The sequence below is a fragment of the Streptococcus oralis SK304 genome, assembly GCF_000287715.1.
Lineage (GTDB): Bacteria > Bacillota > Bacilli > Lactobacillales > Streptococcaceae > Streptococcus > Streptococcus oralis_Y.
Map to the genome: position 1 here is coordinate 25,022 of NZ_ALJN01000012.1, position 20,200 is coordinate 45,221.

Consider the following 20,200-nt stretch of genomic DNA (forward strand, 5'->3'; position numbering starts at 1 on the left):
TGGTGAAAGTGATGGAACTGATTTATCAGTCCCATCACAGGGGATTTTTGAGACCTTAGGCTCAAAAATAAGCAATGAAACCATCGGTTTGCTTGCGTCCCTCACCACCTAAGAAAGGAGCAAAAATCTTAACGTTTGATTTCTTCCATGACGTATGCCTCAATCACATCATCCATCTTGATATCATTGTAGCCATCAATCATGAGACCACCTTCACGACCGTTTGTAACTTCTTTGACGTCATCTTTGTAGTGTTTCAAGCTTGCAAGTTCACCGTCATAGATAACGACACCGTCACGGATAACACGGACTTTAGAGTCACGGGTAACTTTACCACTCGTAACCATGAATCCACCGATGGTTCCCACTTTAGATACCTTGAAGGTTTCACGGATGATTGCTTCACCGATAACTTTTTCTTCGAATTCTGGATCAAGCATTCCTTTCATGGCTTCTTCCATCTCTTCGATAACCTTGTAGATAATACTGTGGAGACGGATTTCTACATCATCTTCTTCTGCTTGTTGACGAGCTTGTGGTGTAGGGCGTACGTTGAAACCGATGATAAAGGCATTTGAAGCTTCCGCAAGAGTCACATCAGATTCATTAATGGCACCGACCGCTGAGTGAACGATGGTAACTTTGACACCTTCTACATCGATCTTTTGAAGCGAGGCAGAAAGGGCTTCAACTGAACCTTGTACGTCGGCCTTGATGATGACGTTAACAGACTTGAGCTCGCCTGCTTTAAGCGTATCAAAGAGGTTTTCAAGGCTGACACGTTGAGTTACTTGACGTTGCTTCATAAGAGCACGTTTCGCACGTTCTTCACCTGCTGCACGCGCAGATTTTTCATCTTCGTAAACGGCAAAGTGGTCACCCGCCATTGGTGCTTCGTTCAAACCTGTGATAGATACTGGTGTTGATGGTCCAGCAACCTTAACACGACGACCAAGGTCATTGGTCATGGCACGGACACGACCGAAGGTATTTCCGACAACGATTGGATCTTGGACATTCAAGGTACCTTGTTGAACAAGAAGGGTTGCGACCGCACCTTTTCCTTTATCTAAGCGTGCTTCGATAACGGTACCGATCGCACGCACTGTTGGGTCGGCCTTGAGTTCTTGGATTTCAGCCACAAGTAGGACCGTTTCCAATAGTTCATCGATGTTTTGGTTGAATTTAGCTGAGATTTCAACAAATTCAGAATCTCCACCCCAGGCAGTTGACATAACACCGTGTTCAGCCAATTCACCGATAACGCGTTCTGGGTTGGCACCTGGTTTATCAATCTTGTTGATGGCTACGATAATTGGAACGTTCGCTGCTTTTGAGTGGTTGATGGCTTCGATAGTTTGAGGCATAACCCCGTCGTCGGCCGCTACAACCAAGATGGTAATATCGGTAACAGAAGCACCACGCGCACGCATAGACGTAAAGGCTGCGTGTCCTGGCGTATCAAGGAAGGTAATCTTCTTGCCATTTTCCACGATTTGGTAGGCACCGATATGCTGAGTGATACCACCCGCTTCACCTGTCGCAACACGAGAGTTACGAAGGGTATCCAAAAGTGTTGTCTTACCATGGTCAACGTGTCCCATGATGGTTACAACTGGTGGACGCTCAACCAATTCATCTTCATTGAGGTAGCCATCTTCGACAAAGAAACGTTCGATGTCGGCATTATCCACTTCAACCTTTTGTTTGGCTTCGATACCGTAATCCACCATGAGGAGTTCAATGGTTTCTCCGTCCAAGGATTGGTTTTGTGTGGCCATAATTCCCATCATGAAAAGCTTCTTAACGATTTCAGCTGGTTCACGTTTGATACGTTTTGCGATTTCTGCAACAGTCATACCATCTGTATATTCGAATTCTGTTGGCAATTCGTGGAACTTACGCTCTGTAACAGGTTTTGGAGTCTGATTACGATTGTTCTTGTTATTGCCTTTTTTGTTCTTCTTATTGTTATTCCAGTTACTATTTCTTTGATTTCTCACTTGATTCTGACTACTTCGATTCTTTTGTTGTTTTCTAGGACCATCTTCTTCGTGATCATAATCGTCACGTTCTTTGTCTGGTCGAGCTTGTTTTTTACGACGTGTATCCACTGGCGCTTCTTTCGCTACAGGAACTACTGCTACGGCTGGCTGCGTTTGTTCAGCTAACTTAGCAGCTTCCTCAAAGATTTCCTCAGGCTCCTTGCGTTTATTAGCTTGAGCCAAGGCTTCTTTGGCAGCTTGCGATTGTTTGAAGCGCTCCTCGCTTGAGCGTGCGTACTCTGCATTTTGCTCCGCTTTTAGGGCTGCTGCACGGGCTTTAAAGTCAACACGTGGTCCAGCTGGTTTTGGCTGGAAGTCTTGTTGCTGACGGCGATCATTGCCACGATTACCTTGACCTTGAGGTTTCTTCCCTTGGTCGTTAAAACGACGATTGTCGCGATTTCCTTGACCAGGTTTGCCACCATTACGGCCGTCGTTTTTCTGACGGTTACCGTTTTGTTGTTGGTCACGGTTATTGCCCTTACTTTGTTTGCGTCGCTCTGCCTGCTCTTTTGCACGTGCCTCACGCTCCGCCTTGAAGTTTCGACTCTGCGGTCTTGCAGCCACCACTTTTTCTTCCTTAGGAGCTGCGGGTGTAGCCGGTTTACTTTCTTCCTTAGCAACAGCTGGTTTAGCTGATGCAGGCTTTTCCACCTTCTTTTCTACACTTGCTTCTGCCTTAGGAGCAGGTTCAGGCTTAAAGCTCGCTGCGATTCGCTCAGCAGCAGCAGCTTCCACGCTCGATGAGTGGCTTTTCACATCCAAGCCCAACTCTTTTGCACGCGCTACAACTTCTTTACTTTCTTTTCCAAGTTCTTTTGCGATTTCGTACAATCTTTTCTTAGACAAATCATGTCCTCCTCTTCTATTCCATAAGAGACCTCATTTTCTTTGTAAATCCAGCATCTGTCACAGCCAAAACCTTTCTCGATTTTCCAACTGCTATGCTTAATTCCAGTGTTGAAAACACGGTTATAACTTCTACTTGATAATAGTCACTTTTATCTTGAATCTTCTTGGTCAGATTAGGAGCAGCATCATGAGCTAGAAAGACTAGCTTGGCTTTCTGGTCTTGGATGGCCTTGACCACCAATTCCTCACCCGATATAATCCGGCCTGCTCGCTGAGCAAGTCCCAAGAGATTGCTTATCTTTTGCTTATTCAAGTCCTAACTCTCTTCTTTTTACTTTGTGATCCACATAGGCGATCAACTCGTCATAAAAGCTTTCTTCCACTTCCATGTTAAAGCTACGGTTAAAGACTTTCTTCTTTTTTGCCTCTAGGGCTTCTGCATTGTCTAGCTTGATATAAGCGCCACGGCCATTGGCCTTGCCTGTCGGATCGATAAAGACATCTCCTTCCTTGTTCTTGACAATACGGAGTAAATCACGCTTGTCAATCACTTCGTTGGATACAACAGACTTGCGCAAAGGGATTTTTCTTGTTTTCATCTTTCCCTCCTCTAGCAGCTTTTATTCTTCTGTCAATTCGTCCGCAACTGCGTAATCCACTTGACCTGCTTCTTCCATAGCTTCAAACTCACTTGCAGACTTGATATCGATACGGTAACCCGTCAAGTGAGCTGCCAAGCGAACGTTTTGTCCACGACGACCGATGGCAAGAGAAAGCTTGTTATCAGGTACAACGACCAAGGCACGTTTGCTGTCATTTTCATCAAAGATAACTTGGTCAACCTCTGCCGGTGCGATGGCATTGTAGATAAACTCAGCTGGATCTGCTACCCACTCAATAACGTCAATGTTTTCTTCGACAGGAATCATACGATCACTCTTGGCATCGTAACGAGCTGGGTGGAATTTGCTGGTGATTTTCTTGATATTAGCACCACCACGCCCAACGATTGTCCCGATAGCATCCACGTTTGGATTATGGCTGCGAACGGCAACTTTAGTACGGTCACCAGCTTCGCGGGCTACGCTCATGATTTCGACAGTTCCATCGTAGACTTCGGGAATTTCTTGCTCCATCAAGCGTTTGATCATTTCTGGATGGCTACGGCTAACAAAGACGTTGACGCCACGAGGATTGTCTTCAACCTTGTAAACGTAGACTTCGATACGGTCGTGGGAAGCAAAGACTTCACCAGGGATTTGGTCTTGTTTTGACAATTGAGCTTCGATGCTGCCAAGATTGACATAAATAAAGCGGTTGTCAAAGCGTTCTACTGTACCAGACATGATTTCTTGCTCATGTTCTTTATAAGTATTGTAAGTGATGGCACGTGTTTGCTTGCGCATTTTTTCCATGATGGTTTGTTTGGCAGATTGGGCTGCTACACGACCAAACTCAGCTGGTGCTTCTTCAAACTTAATCTTGTCACCAAGCTCATAGGCTGAATTAATGGCAAGGGCATCTTTCAAGCTGATTTCCAAACGGCTATCAAATACTTCATCTACAACTTCACGGACAGTATAGACAGTAAAATCACCTGTTTTTTCGTTGAAGTCAATAGCTACGCTGTCAGATTGACCATAGCGTCTGCGATAAGCGGAACGAAGCGACTCTACTACTGCGTCGATGATGTCTTCTTTTTTGATTCCCTTGTCTTCTTCCAAAATGCGGAAGGCCTCTAGCATTTCTTTACTCATGTTTTCTTCACTTTTGAATCCTCAAAAGCTATCCTTTCTTTTCTATAATTTTACTGCTAAACGTGCTTTTGATACTAAACTGTATGGAATTTGGACAGTTTTCTTACGTGTTTTGTCCATATACTCCACAGTCAACTCATCGTCTTCAAAGGCCAACAAGGTTCCCTCAAAGACTTTCTGCTTGTCGATGGCTTGGTAGAGCCCGACATGGATGTATTTTCCAACTGCTCCAGCGACGGCATCCTTAGTTTTCAAAGGACGTTCCAAGCCTGGACTGGTGATTTCTAGGAAATATTGTTCTGGGAAGGGATCAGGCTTGATAGTATCAAGAACAGGACTGATGATTTCTGTCAGGTCTGCCGTGTCGTTCAAGGTAATTCCTTCGGGTTTATCTACAAAAATACTGAGAATCATGTCACTGCCAATCTTTCCATACTCGATATCCACGAGCTCGAAAGGCGCTTGGATGACAGGTTCTACAACTTCTCTGACTAATTCTACGATTGTTGCGATTGCGTCCACCTCCTCATAAGCAAGAGGCGAAGATATTTCCCCGCCTCTCTTTCTCATATTCTTACTATCAGTATAGCACGTTTGTCAATTTATGTAAAGCATAAGCACTCAAACAGCTGGTTTTCAAGCTATTCCTTAAAATTCTGCCTCAACTCGGTAGATCACTTGACCTTTGCTGGAGAATTTTTGCTCATACTCCGTCATGACATTGCCTTCAAAATCACTGGCATGCAAGTCCAGCCAAACACCATTGAGTTTCATCCCATACTGAGAAAAGCTCACTAGACTGTACTCAAACAAGCCACGGTTATCTGTCTTGAAATGGATTTCCCCATTCTCAGGCAAAATACGCTTAAAGGTATCCAAGAAACTCTTGTAAGTCAAACGACGTTTTTCATGGCGTTTTTTAGGCCAGGGATCTGAAAAGTTTAGGTAGAGGCGATCAATCTCACCGTCTTCAAAGTAGTCTGTCAAATCTGAACCGTCTACCCACAACAACTTGATATTAGGAACTCTAACTTCTAATACCTTATCCAAGGCATAACTTAATACCGACTTTTGGATATCAATCCCGATATAGTTGATGTCAGGGTTTTGCTTGGCCATTCCTGATACGAAGGCTCCTTTCCCACTTCCAACCTCAACATGAATAGGATGATCATTTCCAAACAAGTCTCGCCATTTCCCTTTAGCTTCCAAGGGATTGAGGACAACATACTGGGGATTAGCCTCTAGTAACTCCGTCGCCCCTTTACGATTTCTAACTCTCATCTCTTCTTTCCATACTTATCACGGAAGACGCGCAAGGCATAAATCTCCCGGTTTACATTGTCTAAATCTTGATTTTCACAGTATTTGGCAATCTGGTTCAAGTAAGAATACTGACCATACCAGTACAATTTATCTAACACTGTCTGATTGTACTTATAGCCGTAGTCTCTCAACCATTGACGCCACTGATGATCTGGAATGTAGTGGCATAGCAAATGTGCCACATCAAACATACGATCCGTCAGGCGAACCGAATCCCAATCCACTAGATAAACAAGTCCACTCTCTGTCTCGATCCAATTACTATGGCGAAGGTCTCCATGCACAATCGTTGCATGCTCTTCCCTAAAGCCTGGAACCGTCTTACCTAGTTCAGCAATCACACTGTTCAAATAGTGATTCTGCTTCAAGATTTCTGGTACTTCTTGTTGCCAAGAACGCAATAAATCAACTGGTTTTTCCATGGTATATCCCAAACGGCTCAACTGCTTCATCAAGGGACGCGAGCGGTGAAGGCGGTTCAAGATATTGATAATCTGCTTGCGATTCATGTCGTAAGGGGTCAATATTTTGCCCGTCAACCATTCCTGGGCACACATATCACTGCCATCTGGCAAACGACGAGTCCATAGTAATTGAGGAGCGATTTGTTCTCTGGCTAAGCCAGGTAGGATTGGAGAGGTGTTCATTTTTACAAAGACGCGCTTCCCATCAGGGTAGCTTCCCATATAAGCTTTGCCGCTCTTCCCAGGGATAGGAGTCAGCGTTAGCTCATTATCACCCAAGTCCATTTCTTTCCTCCGTATAAAGTTTCCTTACTATTCTACTAGTTTTTAGTCTATTCGTCAACCAATCTTTTTAGTTGGTAAGGCAAATAAAACAGTTGTAGGAAGAGACTAGCCCCTACAAGAGCCAACAAGGCTATTTTTTCTTGAAAAACCACTGCTCCGACCAGCAATTCTAACAAAAGAACTGCAATTCCCACACCGACTACAATCTGTTTCAATCCCTTCTCTTTCTCCCCTTTTTCTAATGGAAAGAGCTGGGTCAAGTATTGGTAGTCAAAGGCGTGATAGAGGGCTAGCAATTGGAAGAGCAAGAGGTAGTTAAATAGAACCACCACTGCTGTCGCTATCCAAGCTTGCTCGATAAAGACTAGAGCTAGCAAGGATAGGAGCAAGAGGCGCAAACTGAGAGCAAAGAGATCTCCATTTCGAAGATAAGAACGAAGATAGAGGTTTTGCCAAATCTTCCCTGGAACCTTTTGAACAGTCTTTAGGATAAAATCCAAATAAGCGCGACGTCTGACACTATTTGAAACGCCCTTGACCTGCGTAAAGAGAGCAAAGAAACGAAGCAAGACTTGCTTTCGCTTGCTTTCTTGGGCGATCACATAGTCCCAGTCCAATCCAGTCTCAGTAAGAAATTTACTGGCTTTTTGACGAAAGACTAGGTATTTCCCAGCCCCTAATAAAAGCACATAGGCAAGAAAGACTGGCAAACCATAGCCCATGGCTAAAAATAAGGGCGCAAATAAAAGCAAGAAAAGGGTTTGGACAAAGAGCCAAAAGACCAGTGAGCGTACCGTCTGCTCTTTGAGATGGGACTTAACCTCTTCTTCACTGACTAAGAGAAAGAGCTTGTCAGATGCCTCCATATAAGTGGCAATCCCTCCCCAAGCCAAAAGCAAGGCAGATACAATCCCCAAAAACAAGAGGATGGGCCAGTGATTTTCAGGAAAATCTTGCAAGAGTTGACTGTACTGGTAAGATAGAAAACCGATGAGAACTAGTAGGAACAAGACAAAGTGGTCATTGAGAACATAACGCAGATAACCGACACACTCCTTACGAAAAGCCTGCTTTCGCTTTAAAAACAAGTCTTTCATAACTCCTCCTCTTTGGTCAGAGCCAAGTAAATATCATTCAAACTCGCTTCAGGCATGTCAAAGGCTTCGCGCAGTTGCTGGAGGTTCCCCTGAGCCCTCACCTCCCCCTTGTGGAGAATAACAAAGGCGTCACACATCTTCTCCGCCGAATCTAGCACGTGGGTACTCATGAGGATAGACTTGCCTTTTTGCTTTTCCACTTCCAAAAGCTGAATCAAGTCAGAAATAGCCAGCGGATCGAGCCCAAGAAAAGGCTCATCCACGATAAAGAGGCTCGGATCCACGACAAAAGCACAGATAATCATGACCTTCTGCTTCATCCCTTTGGAGAAATGAACTGGAAACCAGTCCAATTTTTGGTCCAAACGAAACATTTTCAACAAAGGTTCTACTCGCTCAAAAGCGACTTTTTGCTCAATACCATAAGCCATGGCCACCGTTTCGATATGCTCTCTGAGGGTCAATTCCTCATACAGACTAGGAGTCTCAGGAATGTAACCAATTTGCTTGCGGTAGTTGGTCGCATCTTCTCGCAGGGTCAAACCATTAATCTTAATTTCTCCACTGTAAGGCGTCAAAAGACCGATAATCTCATTGATTGTCGTTGATTTCCCAGCACCATTGAGACCAATCAAACCAACCAACTGCCCACTTTCAACTGTAAAGGACACATCTTTCAAGACAGGGACGTGAACATAGCCTCCTGTCAGGTTTTTAATTTCTAACATATTTTCTCCGAATCTGGTATAATGTAGCTATATTATATCAAAATTCAATACAGTAGAGGTGGATTTTATGTCAGATTGCATTTTTTGTAAGATCATCGCAGGGGAGATTCCTGCTTCAAAAGTATACGAGAATGAGCAGGTTCTTGCCTTTCTTGATATCTCTCAAGTAACGCCTGGACACACGTTAGTCGTACCAAAAGAACATTATCGCAATCTTTTGGAGATGGATGCAGCAAGTGCCAGCCAACTCTTTGCCCAAGTGCCACTAGTAGCTCAAAAAGTTATGAAAGCTACCAAAGCTGCTGGTATGAATATCATCGCCAACTGCGAGGAAGTCGCGGGTCAAACGGTCTTTCATACACACGTGCACCTCGTACCTCGCTACAGTGCAGAAGATGACCTCAAGATTGACTTTATCACCCACGAACCTGACTTTGACAAACTTGCCCAAGTCGCTGAAACCATTAAAAACGCTTAAGGAGATGCCATGAAACTATCAAATCTACTGCTATTCGCAGGAGCTGCAGCTGGAAGTTATTTTGTCGTGAAAAATCGCCAAGCCATTCAGGATGAAGTGCTAGATACAACTGACCGCATCGAAACTATCAAGGATGATTTGAATATCATCCAAAACAGCCTACAAATCATCGACCAACAAAAAGCCCTTATCAAGGAATACCAAAAGGATTTGACCTACAAGTTCAAAGTCTTGGAAAAAGATTTCCAAACCAGAATGGCGATCCTCCAAGAAGAAAAACAAGAATAATAAATCCTCCAACTTTCCTTAAATCCATTTTGGATTACTAGATTCGAACAGAAAAGGGAGGAAACGGAAATAAAACAGTTTTTTAAAATTCTGGCGCAGATTATCCTAATTCCTTGTGGCTGTCTCTGCCTTCTGGCGGCTCTAGCATTTCTACTACTGATGAATCTTTTTAAGGCATCACCAAGTGACATCCAAAAAGGGAATGACGACTTAAAACAAATATTTATCTCTCTAGACATGCCTCCTGAGAAAGTAGAATCAGATGGAAGGTATCAATTTGAAGGTGGAGGCTTAAATTTTTATGTTACTTTCTCAGATGAGGTTGTCAATAGCCACCCCGTCCTAAAGGAAAGTCCAAAACTCACCAAAAACCGACTTAAAGTCTATGTCCTCCAGACAGGAGATATTTCCTACTATAAAGTAGGAGACAACTTATTCAATCGTGGTTTAATACAATTTTTAGAAAAGGAAAGTGAGAAGTATTTCCAAGAAAAAGGAAAGAAATCAAATTCTTCTTACACAATTCTAACTTGGAAAGATCAGGAAAGTCTTAAAAAGGGAATTGCATTCTATGAAAAAGCTTTGATCTTAGTGGATATTCAAGATAACTCGGCAATCAAACACATTGATACTATTACCATTAAGCCTGGCAAGGAAGCGGAACTCAAGCAACTCATTCAGGAGATGGATACAGCTGGCTTGCTCACTCAAAAGTATAAATAGTAGACTAACTGGAAAATGATTTTTCGACGCTAAATTTTCAATGATAACAAAAAAAGAGCCCATCGGCTCTTTTTGTTTTATTCTCCTTCAAAGGCATCTTTTATGTGGTCAAAGAAGCCTTTTTTCTTTGGATTGACTTTCAAGTCACCTGCAGCTGCGAATTCTTTAAGCGCAGCTTTTTGGCGGTCGTTCAAACCTGTCGGAGTCACGACATTAACTGTAACATATTGGTCACCAACGGCACCACCACGAAGGCTCGGTGCTCCCTTGCCACGTAGACGGAATTTCTTGCCAGTCTGAGTTCCCTCTGGGATGACCAATTCAACATCGCCATGCACGGTTGGAATTTCCACAGTATCTCCTAGAGCTGCTTGGACAATATTGAGATTCAGCTTGTAGAAAATAGTTGTTCCTTCACGTTCAAATTTATCACTGGCTTCAACTGAAACCACCACGTACAAGTCCCCGTAAGGGCCACCGTTAAAGCCTGCTTCACCTTGACCAGCTAGGCGAATTTGTTGGCCTGTTTCCACACCAGCAGGGATTTTTACATGTACGCTATGAGCTTGTTTTTCATGACCTGTACCGTGACAAGTTGTACATGGATCTTTAATTTCTTTTCCGCGACCATGACAGACATCACAAGTTACTTGGCGACGCATCATACCAAGTGGAGTCTGCGTATCGACGTTAATGACACCAGCACCATGACAGCGTCCACAAGTGACTGGACTTGTTCCTGGCTTAGCACCAGATCCGTTACATGTACGACAGCTTGCTTCACGGTTGTATTTGACTTCTTTTTCCGTTCCGAAAATGGCTTCTTCAAAGGTCAAATTCACACGGTACTGAAGGTCATCCCCTTGACGAGGAGCGTTTGGATTGCGCGAAGCTCCGCCTCCTCCAAAAAAACTTGAGAAGATATCTTCAAAACCACCGAAGCCACCTGCTCCGTCAAAGCCACCGAAACCACCAGCACCACCAAAGCCACCGTTGGCACCTGCAGCACCATATTGGTCGTAGGCTGCACGTTTTTGGTCGTCACTCAAAGTCTCATAGGCTTCTTGAACTTCCTTGTACTTTTCCTCAGCACCAGGCTCCTTGTTGATATCTGGGTGATATTTTTTCGAAAGCTTACGATAAGCCTTTTTGATCTCGTCTGCCGAAGCGTTTTTTGACACCCCCAGACGATCATAAAATTCAGTATTGTTCATACAAGATACTAAGAGCGAACAGAAAGCGACTGAAATTTAGGAAACCTCCTAAGAAATCCTGATTTCTTAGGAGGTTTATCTAATTTCCAAGCTTTCCGCTCGAGTTCAATTACGAACACCCTTATTCCTTTCTATTAATATTACGGAACGAAACCACGATTTAGGTCGGGTTCAATTCCCTTCTTTTTTATGAGACAAAACCTAAATAAATGAGATTCCGTCCTTTTTTACCGAAAAACAGAGGCTGGGTTGCAACCTCTGTGGTACATTAATTTCAATCTATAGATACAACTAAATCAGATTTTGTATATTTTAATAAAGGTTTTTAACTTTATCATAACTAGCAACTGCGATATTTATAATTTTTTCATCTCCAATTTCATTATCAAAATAAACTTGTTTATTAATTGGAGCACCATCCTTCGTTTCCCTAGTATCTTTCGTAACAGGTAAAATAGTATCTATATGACATTTTAGCCAGGTTATATCTTCATTATTGTTTTTGGGTAATTCTAGAAATTTTCTATTTTTACCTTTGTTAGTTACACATTCCAAGGAAATGTAATTTGACTCTGAAGTATCACTTTCCACTATAGATGAATCTTTTTTCTGAAGCTCACTAATCAACTTACTAACCTTCATTCAATCCTCCTCATTCTCTGAGCTATGACTAAAATAGTCCACTGGACTATTTTATTTTTCCGTAAACTCTCCGTCTACGACGTCATCGCCTGCGTTTCCTGTTGCTTGTGCGCCTTCTGCTCCTGCTTGAGCTTGTTGTGCTGCTGCGGCTTGTTCGTAGAGTTTAACAGCAAGTCCTTGAGCTTTTTCGTTCAATGCTTCGAGTTTTGCTTTCATTTCGTCCAAGTTGTTGTCTTCTTGGGCTTTCTTAAGTTCATCAAGGGCAGCTTGGGCAGCATCACGTTCTGCGTCAAAGCCTTTGCCTTCAGTTTCCTTGATAGTCTTTTCAGTCGCAAAGATAGCTTGGTCTACTTCGTTACGAAGATCTACTTCTTCTTTACGTTTCTTATCTGCTTCAGCGTTTGCTTCTGCATCTTTCATCATACGGTCAATTTCTTCATCAGTCAAACCTGAGTTTGATTGGATAACAATTGTTTGTTCTTTTTGAGTTCCAAGATCTTTGGCCTTAACAGATACGATACCGTTCTTATCGATATCAAATGTTACTTCGATTTGTGGGATACCACGAGGTGCAGCTGGGATGTCAGTCAATTGGAAGCGTCCAAGAGTCTTGTTATCTGCTGCCATTGGGCGTTCACCTTGAAGAACGTGGATATCAACGGCTGGTTGGTTGTCTGCTGCAGTTGAGAAGACTTGTGATTTAGATGTTGGAATTGTTGTGTTACGGTCGATGAGTTTTGTGAAGACACCACCCATTGTTTCGATACCAAGTGACAATGGTGTTACATCAAGAAGGACAACATCTTTAACATCACCAGTGATGACACCACCTTGGATAGCAGCACCCATGGCAACTACTTCATCAGGGTTTACTGATTTGTTTGGTTCTTTACCAGTTTCAGCCTTAACAGCTTCTACAACGGCTGGGATACGAGTTGAACCACCAACAAGGATAACTTCGTCAATATCTGACAAGCTCAAACCTGCATCTGAAAGGGCTTGACGAACTGGAACTTTTGTACGTTCTACAAGGTCACGAGTCAAATCGTCAAATTTTGCACGAGTCAAGGTCATTTCTAAGTGAAGAGGTCCAGCTTCACCTGCAGTGATAAATGGCAAGCTGATTTGTGTTGAAGTTACACCAGAAAGGTCTTTCTTCGCTTTTTCAGCTGCATCTTTCAAACGTTGCATTGCCATCTTGTCAGTAGACAAGTCAATACCATTTTCTTTCTTGAATTCTGCAATCATGTGATTGATGATTTTTTGGTCAAAGTCGTCACCACCGAGTTTGTTATCCCCTGCAGTCGCCAATACATCGAAGACACCGTCACCCAATTCAAGGATAGATACGTCGAATGTACCACCACCAAGGTCAAATACCAAGATTTTTTCTTCTTTGTCAGTCTTGTCCAAACCATAAGCAAGAGCTGCTGCAGTTGGTTCGTTGACAATACGTTCTACTTCAAGACCAGCGATTTTACCAGCGTCTTTTGTAGCTTGACGTTGTGCATCGTTAAAGTAAGCTGGAACTGTGATAACTGCTTTAGTTACTTTTTCACCAAGGTAATCTTCAGCGTAACCTTTCAAGTATTGAAGAATCATAGCTGAGATTTCTTGTGGAGTGTATTCTTTTCCGTTAGCAGAAACTTTTTCAGAAGTTCCCATCTTAGATTTGATAGAGATCACTGTATCTGGGTTTGTAACTGCTTGACGTTTTGCGGCATCACCAACGATGATTTCACCGTTTTTGAATGAAACTACAGATGGAGTTGTGCGGTTTCCTTCTGGATTTGCGATGATTTTGCTTTCAGTTCCTTCAAGAACTGCTACTGCTGAGTTTGTTGTACCTAAGTCAATACCGATAATTTTAGACATGTGTTTTTCTCCTTAAATTTTATATTCTATTTTCTTTTTGATACTCTTCTTAGGTGGCGGCGCTGTCAGAGCCTGACTCGTCAATCTCTTTGACTAAACTTTGAGCCTAAGGTCTCAAAGTTTGCGCAAATAGCGCCACGGCGAAGAGTATCGTCTTTTGTTCGCTTCGCTCACTATTGCAAAGCTGAGCTACTTTTTTATCTTTCTTCATAGTTTATTGTCGTTTCGGACAGAGAGTTAGAAATGATTCTCATCTGAGATTTTGATATCAAATTCAATAATATCCCAAGAAAACAGCCACCTTTTTATTGCTTTCAAAAGTTTATAGCTAGGATTTTCAACGTTATGTAACACAGCATATCTACTTTGATTTTTACCTAAATACAGATAAGGATTGCCGTTATATTCTCCTAATGATCGTAAATATTTCAATCTTTTCTTTTCTGTACGCGCAACCTTTTTAATATGATTAGGTCTATTTAATGACCACTTCTCATACTGTGGTTTAAAAAATAAATTTTTGATCCAACCCCAAAACAAGCGTAAAAGTGGTAATATTAAAATCATAAAAACAAGAATAACAATTAACAACCCTAGTGTCATCTTTAAACCATAATCATTGATAAATTGCTGAACAATTTGGTAAATATGATCTAATTTTTCCATGTTTAATCTCCATCTCTAATTATAAACTACTACCATGGCTGGGCGTAGAATGCGGTCATGGAGTTTGTAGCCTTTTTGGAAGACTTGAGCGATGGTGTCTGCTGGGTGTTCATCGTCTGCTGGGAGAGTTTGAATGGCCATATGATAGTTATGATCAAATTCGCCGTCAGCTGCGATTTCTTCGATTCCTTCTTCTTTCAAAGCGTGAATCAAGCTCTCTTGCACCATCTCCAATCCTTTCTTCACATCATCTGTCAAACCTTCAACTGCTAGTGCACGTTCTAAGTTGTCGAGCGATGGTAAGATTGCTTTTGCTAGGTCCTGGCTACGGTAACGTTGCAAGTTTTGACGTTCTTCATTGGCACGGCGCTGGATATTTTGCATTTCCGCATGAGCACGAAGGTATTTGTTTTCGAACTCATCTGCACGTTCATTTGCCAAGTCCAATTCAGACTTCTCAGGAGTTGTTTCTTCTACCGTTTCCACAACTTCCTCTTCTTGAACTTCTTCTACTTCTTCATTTTTTATATCTTGGGCCATTTTCGCCTCCTTTAATGATTTCAATCTTAATGTACTTCATAATGATTGCTACTGAGATAGCGGTAAAAATCTGTCAACTTCATGGTCAAAACACGATTGACCACATTGACTTGATTGACCAATCGCTGGTAATCCAGATTGACCGGACCGATAATCGCTAGAATTCCAAAACCCCGATAAGGAATGAGGAACTTACTACTAATAACCGCTAGGTCTGCTAGACAGGACTCTTGACTGTCCGCAACACGGACATTTTGCATCTGATCTTCATGCAGACCCTCACGAATCTCCAAGGCTACCTTTTGTGGCTGATCAAAGAACTGATAGGCTGCCAGATTGGCAAAATTCAAGAGATTGACCTTGCCCGCCACCACAATGTTTTCGTTGAACATTTCCTTAAAGATGTGTTCAAAGAGATCCATAACATTGTCCGTTGTTGTGAAGTAACGCTGGATAATCTGCGGAATCTCCGTTCGAATCTTGTAGTGAATATCTAGAACTGTGTGACCGAGGAAACGTTCCTGAATGATGCTCTTCAGTTTCAGCAAATCTTCCTGCAAGAAGTTCCTTGGAATCAGAAATTGACTGGTAACCGTTCGAGACTCGTCTAGGGTAAATACTGCCAAGGCTGTATGTTGCCCTAGAACAACGATATCAAAAGCTGTTAACCGTTGCCTGCTCGGCTCAACATCCAGTGCCACTACCGTATAGCCACTCAAGTCTGTTAGTAGATTAGCAGCCTCTTGCAGAATATCCTCTAGCTTGAAGAATTCCTGATCAAAGGCTTTGACAATCTCATAAACCTCATTTTCAGCCAGTCGGTCAAAATCCAGTGAGTGTTTCACATAGTACTGAAAACCAGCAACACTTGGCATCCGACCGCTTGAAGTATGAGCCTTCTCAAGCAAACCCTGCTTTTCTAAAGCCGCCATATCATTACGAATGGTAGCACTGCTAGAGTTAATAGACTCTTGCAAAGCTTTGGATCCGACAGGTTCGTGCGTTTTGGTAAAGATGTCAATAATCAGATTTAAAATATCCTGCTGACGCTCTGTAACCATCTCATCACTCCTCTCTGTCTGATCAATTAGCACTCGGCACACTCAAGTGCTAACTCATGATTCTATTATACACCCTTAGAAGAGAATGTCAAGACAAAAACTCAAAAATTTAGCACTCTTTTGTCAAGAGTGCTAAAAGTCAGTCTAAAGACCTAGAATCTTACTTCCCATCTACTTGGTATTTTCTTTTAAGTCTGAAAAAACCATGGATTAGATAAGAAATTAAGCAAGCGTATAAAACGAAAATAATAAAGAAAGACATAGAAAGATCTTCTCTAAATAAACTCATACAAACAACAAAACCACCTAAGAAAGCAGCTGTACATGAACGAAGTCTATACCGCATAACTTCCCACCTGAGAGTCTTACTCATATAGACTTGATCCTCCGGAAGTAAATCAGAAGATGATTTACGAAGAATTGAACAAAAACCTGTTTCTATCAATTCCCAACCGCTATTTCTAAAATCTTGTAGTTCATGCTTATACTTTTTAAGAAATCTAGAATCATAGATACGGTAGATGATATCTTCCGGTTGACATTGGTCAAAATAGAAAAAACCAAAACTACTCGTTCTATACCTCCAACCTTTCAAATGCATCTCATGTAAATATTCTTCTACCTTATCCAAATCAAGAATGGTAAACACCCGAAATTGTGCTTTACTTTTCATAATCCTTCCTCCAAATTAGAAAACATACATTGTTTTATTTATCAGATAATTCTTTCCATTTTTGAAACAATTTCCAAAAAATATAAGAAATCTGAACCACAAGAGCCAACAATAAAATACAATCCATGATAGTAAGCAAAAATACTAGCCCGCTAAAAACGTCTCTTTCACTGAGCAACTTTAAGAACAACGGAATCAACATTGACAAGAAAAACAAAACAGGAAGCAACCGCAGTCTTAAAATCCGATGAACTATATCCAACTTCCCAGTAGCATCATTATAAATTTCAAACTCTGCATCCGATTCAATCTCAGAATGTGCTTTTCTAAAATAGGAAAAACTATTGAAGTCTGTAATATGCTCCCAGCCACAGTCTTTAAACAGTTGCAAATAAGAGGTTCTCTCTGATGTTCTCATTGGGTAAAAATCCAACTGATAAGACACTTGTTCAGGCTGACACTTTTCAAAGGTATACTTAACTGCAAACAACAAGATAGAATAGCTTACTTTCCTAAGTTTCCAGCCTTTAGCATGCATTTCTCTAAAGTATAGAGCCTCCCTATCATAATCCGCAATGGTAAAAATTCGGTAAACACTTTTCTTTTCCATCATCCTTCCTCCCGACTATTTCTGTAAAGTCGTTCAATACGTTTCAATTCTATCTCCAAAACTTTTCGTCCCAAATCTGTTATCTGATAAATTTTCCGTTTTTCCTCTTCTCGGACAAAGAAAATCAAGCCATCCTTTTCCATCTTTGACAAGGTCCCATACATGGTCCCTGGACTAATCGAAACTTGCGAATCTGTCATCTCCTTGACCTTTTGTGTAATACCATATCCATGGTTCTCCTTCTGTAGACAAAACAAGATATAAAAACCCGTTTCAGTCATGGGAAGGTAAACACGCCTGATCTTATCTGTTAATTCCATTTAACCACACTTCCTATTTAATTCGATATATCGCACTTCGTTATATAAACTATATCACAGTCCGATATAAAATGCAAAAAAAAGATCACCCTCAGGCAATCTTTCTTCTATATTAGTAAAGATCTAAATAATTATCAACTTCCCATTGTGAAACGAAGGTTGCATAGCTAGCCCACTCGATACGTTTAGCTTCGAGGAAGCTAGTGTAAATGTGTTCACCTAGGGCTGCCTTGACCACTTCATCTTCTGTTAAAGCTTTCAAGGCGTTATGAAGAGTTGATGGAAGATCGGTAATTCCAGCTTCCTTACGCTCTTCTGCTGTCATGATGTAGATATTTTCTTCGATAGGAGCTGGTGCTTCGATTTTGTTTTCAATACCATGCAAACCGACTTCCAAAAGAACTGCCATAGCGATGTATGGGTTTGCCATCGGATCCACTGAACGCAACTCAAGACGAGTTCCCATACCACGTGAAGCAGGCACGCGCACAAGTGGCGAACGGTTACGACCAGCCCAAGCAATGTAAACAGGCGCTTCATAACCTGGAACCAAACGTTTGTATGAGTTAACTGTTGGGTTCATGATAGCAGTATAGTTATAGGCATGCTTGATCAAACCACCAAGGAAATGGTAGGCCGTTTCTGACAACTGCATTCCTTTTGGATCGTTTGGATCAAAGAAGGCGTTATTTCCTTCAGCGTCAAACAAGGACATATTGCAGTGCATGCCTGATCCAGCAATACCAAATTTTGGTTTCGCCATAAAGGTTGCATAAAGCCCATGTTTGCGAGCAATAGTTTTAACAACGAGCTTAAAGATTTGAATCTTGTCACAGGCACGGAGGACTTCATCATACTTGAAGTCAATTTCATGTTGTCCAACTGCAACCTCGTGGTGACTTGCTTCTACTTCAAATCCCATTTTGGTCAAGACATTCACAATCTCACGACGTGTATTGTCCGCAAGGTCAGTAGGCGCCAAATCAAAGTAGCCACCCTTGTCATTTACTTCAAGTGTTGGGTCTCCATTTTCATCTAGTTTAAATAGGAAGAATTCTGGTTCTGGCCCAAGGTTAAAGGATTTGAATCCTACTTCTTCCATGTGACGGAGAGCACGTTTCAAATTTCCACGAGGGTCACCTGCAAATGGTTTACCTTCTGTTGTATAGACATCACAGATCAAACCTGCAACACTTCCGTTTTCATCTCCCCAAGGGAAGACTGTCCATGTATCCAAGTCTGGGTACAAGTACATATCTGACTCATTGATACGTACAAAACCTTCAATAGAAGATCCATCAAACATAGCCTTATTTGACAAGACTTTATCTAACTGTTCATCTGTAGCAGGAATTTCGACGTTTTTCATCGTTCCCAAAATATCTGAGAACATGAGACGGATAAAGGTAACATTTTTTTCCTTGACTTCACGACGAATATCTGCAGCTGTGATTGGCATGAGTTTTCTCCTTAATGTATGACTACTTGCGGTTGCCTAACCGCGACCAAAAGGTGATCGTACTGAAGCAAAGCGACCCTGTTGGAGGAGTTCATTGTGAAGTGCGCGACGCACCTCCGTCTGACTCACCACTTTCTTGGACTTCGCCTCACGTTCAGCATATTTTTTCTTAATCGCAGCAATATTATGACCTTCAGAGATATAATCTTTGATTTCAAGCAGACGATCCATATCATTCAACGAATACATGCGACGGTTCCCTTCGTTTCGATCAGGTTTAATCAACTCTTGATCTTCATAATAACGAATCTGACGCGCCGAGAGATCGGTCAATTTCATAACACTGCCGATAGGAAAAACAGCCATATTTCGGCGAAATTCTCTTTCCTTCATTTACAATTCCCTTCCTTCTGTCTATTATAGTCTAAAAAAAAACAAACGTCAATCGATAATGTTATAAAATGTAACATTATTTTTCTTTTTTCTCTAAAAAGAGATGAATACGATCAATATCATAATTTACGAGAATTGCGACAAAAACTCCCATGAAAGTTTCCGATACCCGCGCAAATACGTACAAAATTGTTTCACCGCTCGGTATTGATAGGGTAATGATTAACATAGCTGCTACACCACCAATAACCCCCGATTTATTATTCATGGCCACATTTGTCATAATGGTTAACATAGTGCAGATTGGAACAACCACCAAGGTCACCCAAAAGGCTTCATGAAATAGGGTATTTAAGAGAAAAAAGATAAGGGCGTAGAAGCCACCGATACTATTTCCTAGAATACGTGAAGTCCCAAAATGGACACTCTTATCAAAACTCTCCCTCAGACTAAAAACCGCTGTCAAAGCACCGATTTGAAGACCTTTCCAGCCAAAAAAGCCAAAAATCAAAAGAACTAGAAAAACGGCAATTCCCGTTTTAAAAGTCCGCATACCAAGTTTGAACTGTGACTTATCAAATTTATATTTTTTAAAATAACTCATAATCTCAACTTTCTACTACCATTTTAACATAAATCAGTTGATTTTATGAATGAAAATCAATAGGAAGCGTTTTTAATTCAAGCTACAAGAAAAAGAGGAA

General features: G+C 41.6%; 24 protein-coding genes. 3 read left to right on the plus strand and 21 right to left on the minus strand.

Annotated elements, in window-relative coordinates; translation table 11 throughout:
• Positions 1-128: 128 nt before the first annotated feature.
• The 9 genes from infB to HMPREF1125_RS06235 all read right to left on the minus strand — a co-directional run bounded on the left by infB (position 129) and on the right by HMPREF1125_RS06235 (position 8,554).
• The gene (gene infB, locus HMPREF1125_RS06195) at positions 129-2,894 is read right to left on the minus strand and encodes a translation initiation factor IF-2 (protein WP_000039181.1); all 2,766 of its coding nucleotides are present in this window, start codon (positions 2,892-2,894) and stop codon (positions 129-131) included.
• Between the two features lie 16 nt (positions 2,895-2,910).
• Positions 2,911-3,210, minus strand: a complete 300-nt coding sequence (locus HMPREF1125_RS06200; protein ID WP_001041393.1) for a YlxQ-related RNA-binding protein — start codon at positions 3,208-3,210, stop codon at positions 2,911-2,913.
• Positions 3,203-3,496 carry an RNase P modulator RnpM gene (rnpM, locus tag HMPREF1125_RS06205; protein WP_000857554.1) on the minus strand — a complete coding sequence of 98 codons (294 nt, stop codon included), beginning with the start codon at positions 3,494-3,496 and terminating at the stop codon, positions 3,203-3,205. The genes HMPREF1125_RS06200 and rnpM overlap by 8 nt, the downstream gene beginning before the upstream one ends.
• Before the next feature lie 21 nt (positions 3,497-3,517).
• On the minus strand, positions 3,518-4,654 hold the full coding sequence (gene nusA, locus HMPREF1125_RS06210; protein WP_000032281.1) for a transcription termination factor NusA: 1,137 nt from the start codon (positions 4,652-4,654) through the stop codon (positions 3,518-3,520).
• Between the two features lie 42 nt (positions 4,655-4,696).
• Positions 4,697-5,176, minus strand: coding sequence for a ribosome maturation factor RimP (gene rimP, locus HMPREF1125_RS06215; RefSeq protein ID WP_000338690.1), 480 nt, complete (start codon positions 5,174-5,176; stop codon positions 4,697-4,699).
• Positions 5,177-5,302: 126 nt separating this feature from the next.
• Positions 5,303-5,938 (minus strand): tRNA (guanosine(46)-N7)-methyltransferase TrmB, encoded by a 636-nt coding sequence (gene trmB, locus HMPREF1125_RS06220; RefSeq protein WP_001266090.1) that lies wholly within the window; start codon positions 5,936-5,938, stop codon positions 5,303-5,305.
• Entirely contained in the window at positions 5,935-6,729 is a 795-nt protein-coding gene (ccrZ, locus tag HMPREF1125_RS06225; RefSeq protein WP_000363022.1) for a cell cycle regulator CcrZ, read from the minus strand. Before ccrZ ends, trmB begins: the two co-directional genes overlap by 4 nt.
• A gap of 47 nt (positions 6,730-6,776) precedes the next feature.
• Positions 6,777-7,826: an ABC transporter permease gene (locus tag HMPREF1125_RS06230; protein WP_000653793.1), complete on the minus strand. Its 1,050-nt coding sequence runs from the start codon at positions 7,824-7,826 to the stop codon at positions 6,777-6,779.
• Entirely contained in the window at positions 7,823-8,554 is a 732-nt protein-coding gene (locus HMPREF1125_RS06235) for an ABC transporter ATP-binding protein (RefSeq protein WP_000889935.1), read from the minus strand. The genes HMPREF1125_RS06230 and HMPREF1125_RS06235 overlap by 4 nt, the downstream gene beginning before the upstream one ends.
• Before the next feature lie 67 nt (positions 8,555-8,621).
• Between HMPREF1125_RS06235 and HMPREF1125_RS06240 the strand changes: the two genes are divergently transcribed.
• The 3 genes from HMPREF1125_RS06240 to HMPREF1125_RS06250 all read left to right on the plus strand — a co-directional run bounded on the left by HMPREF1125_RS06240 (position 8,622) and on the right by HMPREF1125_RS06250 (position 10,043).
• On the plus strand, positions 8,622-9,032 hold the full coding sequence (locus tag HMPREF1125_RS06240) for an HIT family protein (protein ID WP_001278328.1): 411 nt from the start codon (positions 8,622-8,624) through the stop codon (positions 9,030-9,032).
• Between the two features lie 9 nt (positions 9,033-9,041).
• Complete coding sequence (locus HMPREF1125_RS06245) at positions 9,042-9,320, plus strand: hypothetical protein (RefSeq protein WP_000777737.1); 279 nt, start codon at positions 9,042-9,044, stop codon at positions 9,318-9,320.
• A gap of 69 nt (positions 9,321-9,389) precedes the next feature.
• Positions 9,390-10,043 carry a hypothetical protein gene (locus tag HMPREF1125_RS06250; protein ID WP_025172336.1) on the plus strand — a complete coding sequence of 218 codons (654 nt, stop codon included), beginning with the start codon at positions 9,390-9,392 and terminating at the stop codon, positions 10,041-10,043.
• A gap of 77 nt (positions 10,044-10,120) precedes the next feature.
• Here the strand turns inward: HMPREF1125_RS06250 and dnaJ are convergent, their stop codons facing one another.
• The 12 genes from dnaJ to HMPREF1125_RS06310 all read right to left on the minus strand — a co-directional run bounded on the left by dnaJ (position 10,121) and on the right by HMPREF1125_RS06310 (position 20,100).
• Complete coding sequence (gene dnaJ / locus HMPREF1125_RS06255; protein WP_001066312.1) at positions 10,121-11,257, minus strand: molecular chaperone DnaJ; 1,137 nt, start codon at positions 11,255-11,257, stop codon at positions 10,121-10,123.
• 312 nt (positions 11,258-11,569) lie between these two features.
• Positions 11,570-11,899: a hypothetical protein gene (locus HMPREF1125_RS06260; RefSeq protein ID WP_000868702.1), complete on the minus strand. Its 330-nt coding sequence runs from the start codon at positions 11,897-11,899 to the stop codon at positions 11,570-11,572.
• A gap of 51 nt (positions 11,900-11,950) precedes the next feature.
• Positions 11,951-13,774, minus strand: a complete 1,824-nt coding sequence (gene dnaK / locus HMPREF1125_RS06265) for a molecular chaperone DnaK (RefSeq protein ID WP_000034657.1) — start codon at positions 13,772-13,774, stop codon at positions 11,951-11,953.
• 237 nt (positions 13,775-14,011) lie between these two features.
• Positions 14,012-14,440 (minus strand): hypothetical protein, encoded by a 429-nt coding sequence (locus tag HMPREF1125_RS06270; protein ID WP_000412896.1) that lies wholly within the window; start codon positions 14,438-14,440, stop codon positions 14,012-14,014.
• Between the two features lie 15 nt (positions 14,441-14,455).
• Positions 14,456-14,980 (minus strand): nucleotide exchange factor GrpE, encoded by a 525-nt coding sequence (gene grpE, locus HMPREF1125_RS06275; protein ID WP_000046038.1) that lies wholly within the window; start codon positions 14,978-14,980, stop codon positions 14,456-14,458.
• A gap of 26 nt (positions 14,981-15,006) precedes the next feature.
• Positions 15,007-16,041, minus strand: a complete 1,035-nt coding sequence (gene hrcA / locus HMPREF1125_RS06280; protein ID WP_000255761.1) for a heat-inducible transcriptional repressor HrcA — start codon at positions 16,039-16,041, stop codon at positions 15,007-15,009.
• Positions 16,042-16,201: 160 nt separating this feature from the next.
• Entirely contained in the window at positions 16,202-16,714 is a 513-nt protein-coding gene (locus HMPREF1125_RS06285; RefSeq protein WP_000836734.1) for a DUF2812 domain-containing protein, read from the minus strand.
• A 34-nt stretch (positions 16,715-16,748) separates the two neighbouring features.
• Positions 16,749-17,324 carry a DUF2812 domain-containing protein gene (locus HMPREF1125_RS06290; RefSeq protein WP_000412692.1) on the minus strand — a complete coding sequence of 192 codons (576 nt, stop codon included), beginning with the start codon at positions 17,322-17,324 and terminating at the stop codon, positions 16,749-16,751.
• On the minus strand, positions 17,324-17,644 hold the full coding sequence (locus HMPREF1125_RS06295) for a PadR family transcriptional regulator (RefSeq protein ID WP_000423977.1): 321 nt from the start codon (positions 17,642-17,644) through the stop codon (positions 17,324-17,326). The genes HMPREF1125_RS06290 and HMPREF1125_RS06295 overlap by 1 nt, the downstream gene beginning before the upstream one ends.
• 112 nt (positions 17,645-17,756) lie before the next feature.
• Positions 17,757-19,103 carry a type I glutamate--ammonia ligase gene (gene glnA, locus HMPREF1125_RS06300; protein WP_001122897.1) on the minus strand — a complete coding sequence of 449 codons (1,347 nt, stop codon included), beginning with the start codon at positions 19,101-19,103 and terminating at the stop codon, positions 17,757-17,759.
• 36 nt (positions 19,104-19,139) lie between these two features.
• Complete coding sequence (gene glnR / locus HMPREF1125_RS06305; RefSeq protein WP_000664335.1) at positions 19,140-19,496, minus strand: transcriptional repressor GlnR; 357 nt, start codon at positions 19,494-19,496, stop codon at positions 19,140-19,142.
• Between the two features lie 76 nt (positions 19,497-19,572).
• The gene (locus HMPREF1125_RS06310) at positions 19,573-20,100 is read right to left on the minus strand and encodes an FUSC family protein (protein ID WP_000119909.1); all 528 of its coding nucleotides are present in this window, start codon (positions 20,098-20,100) and stop codon (positions 19,573-19,575) included.
• Between the last annotated feature and the right edge of the window lie 100 nt (positions 20,101-20,200).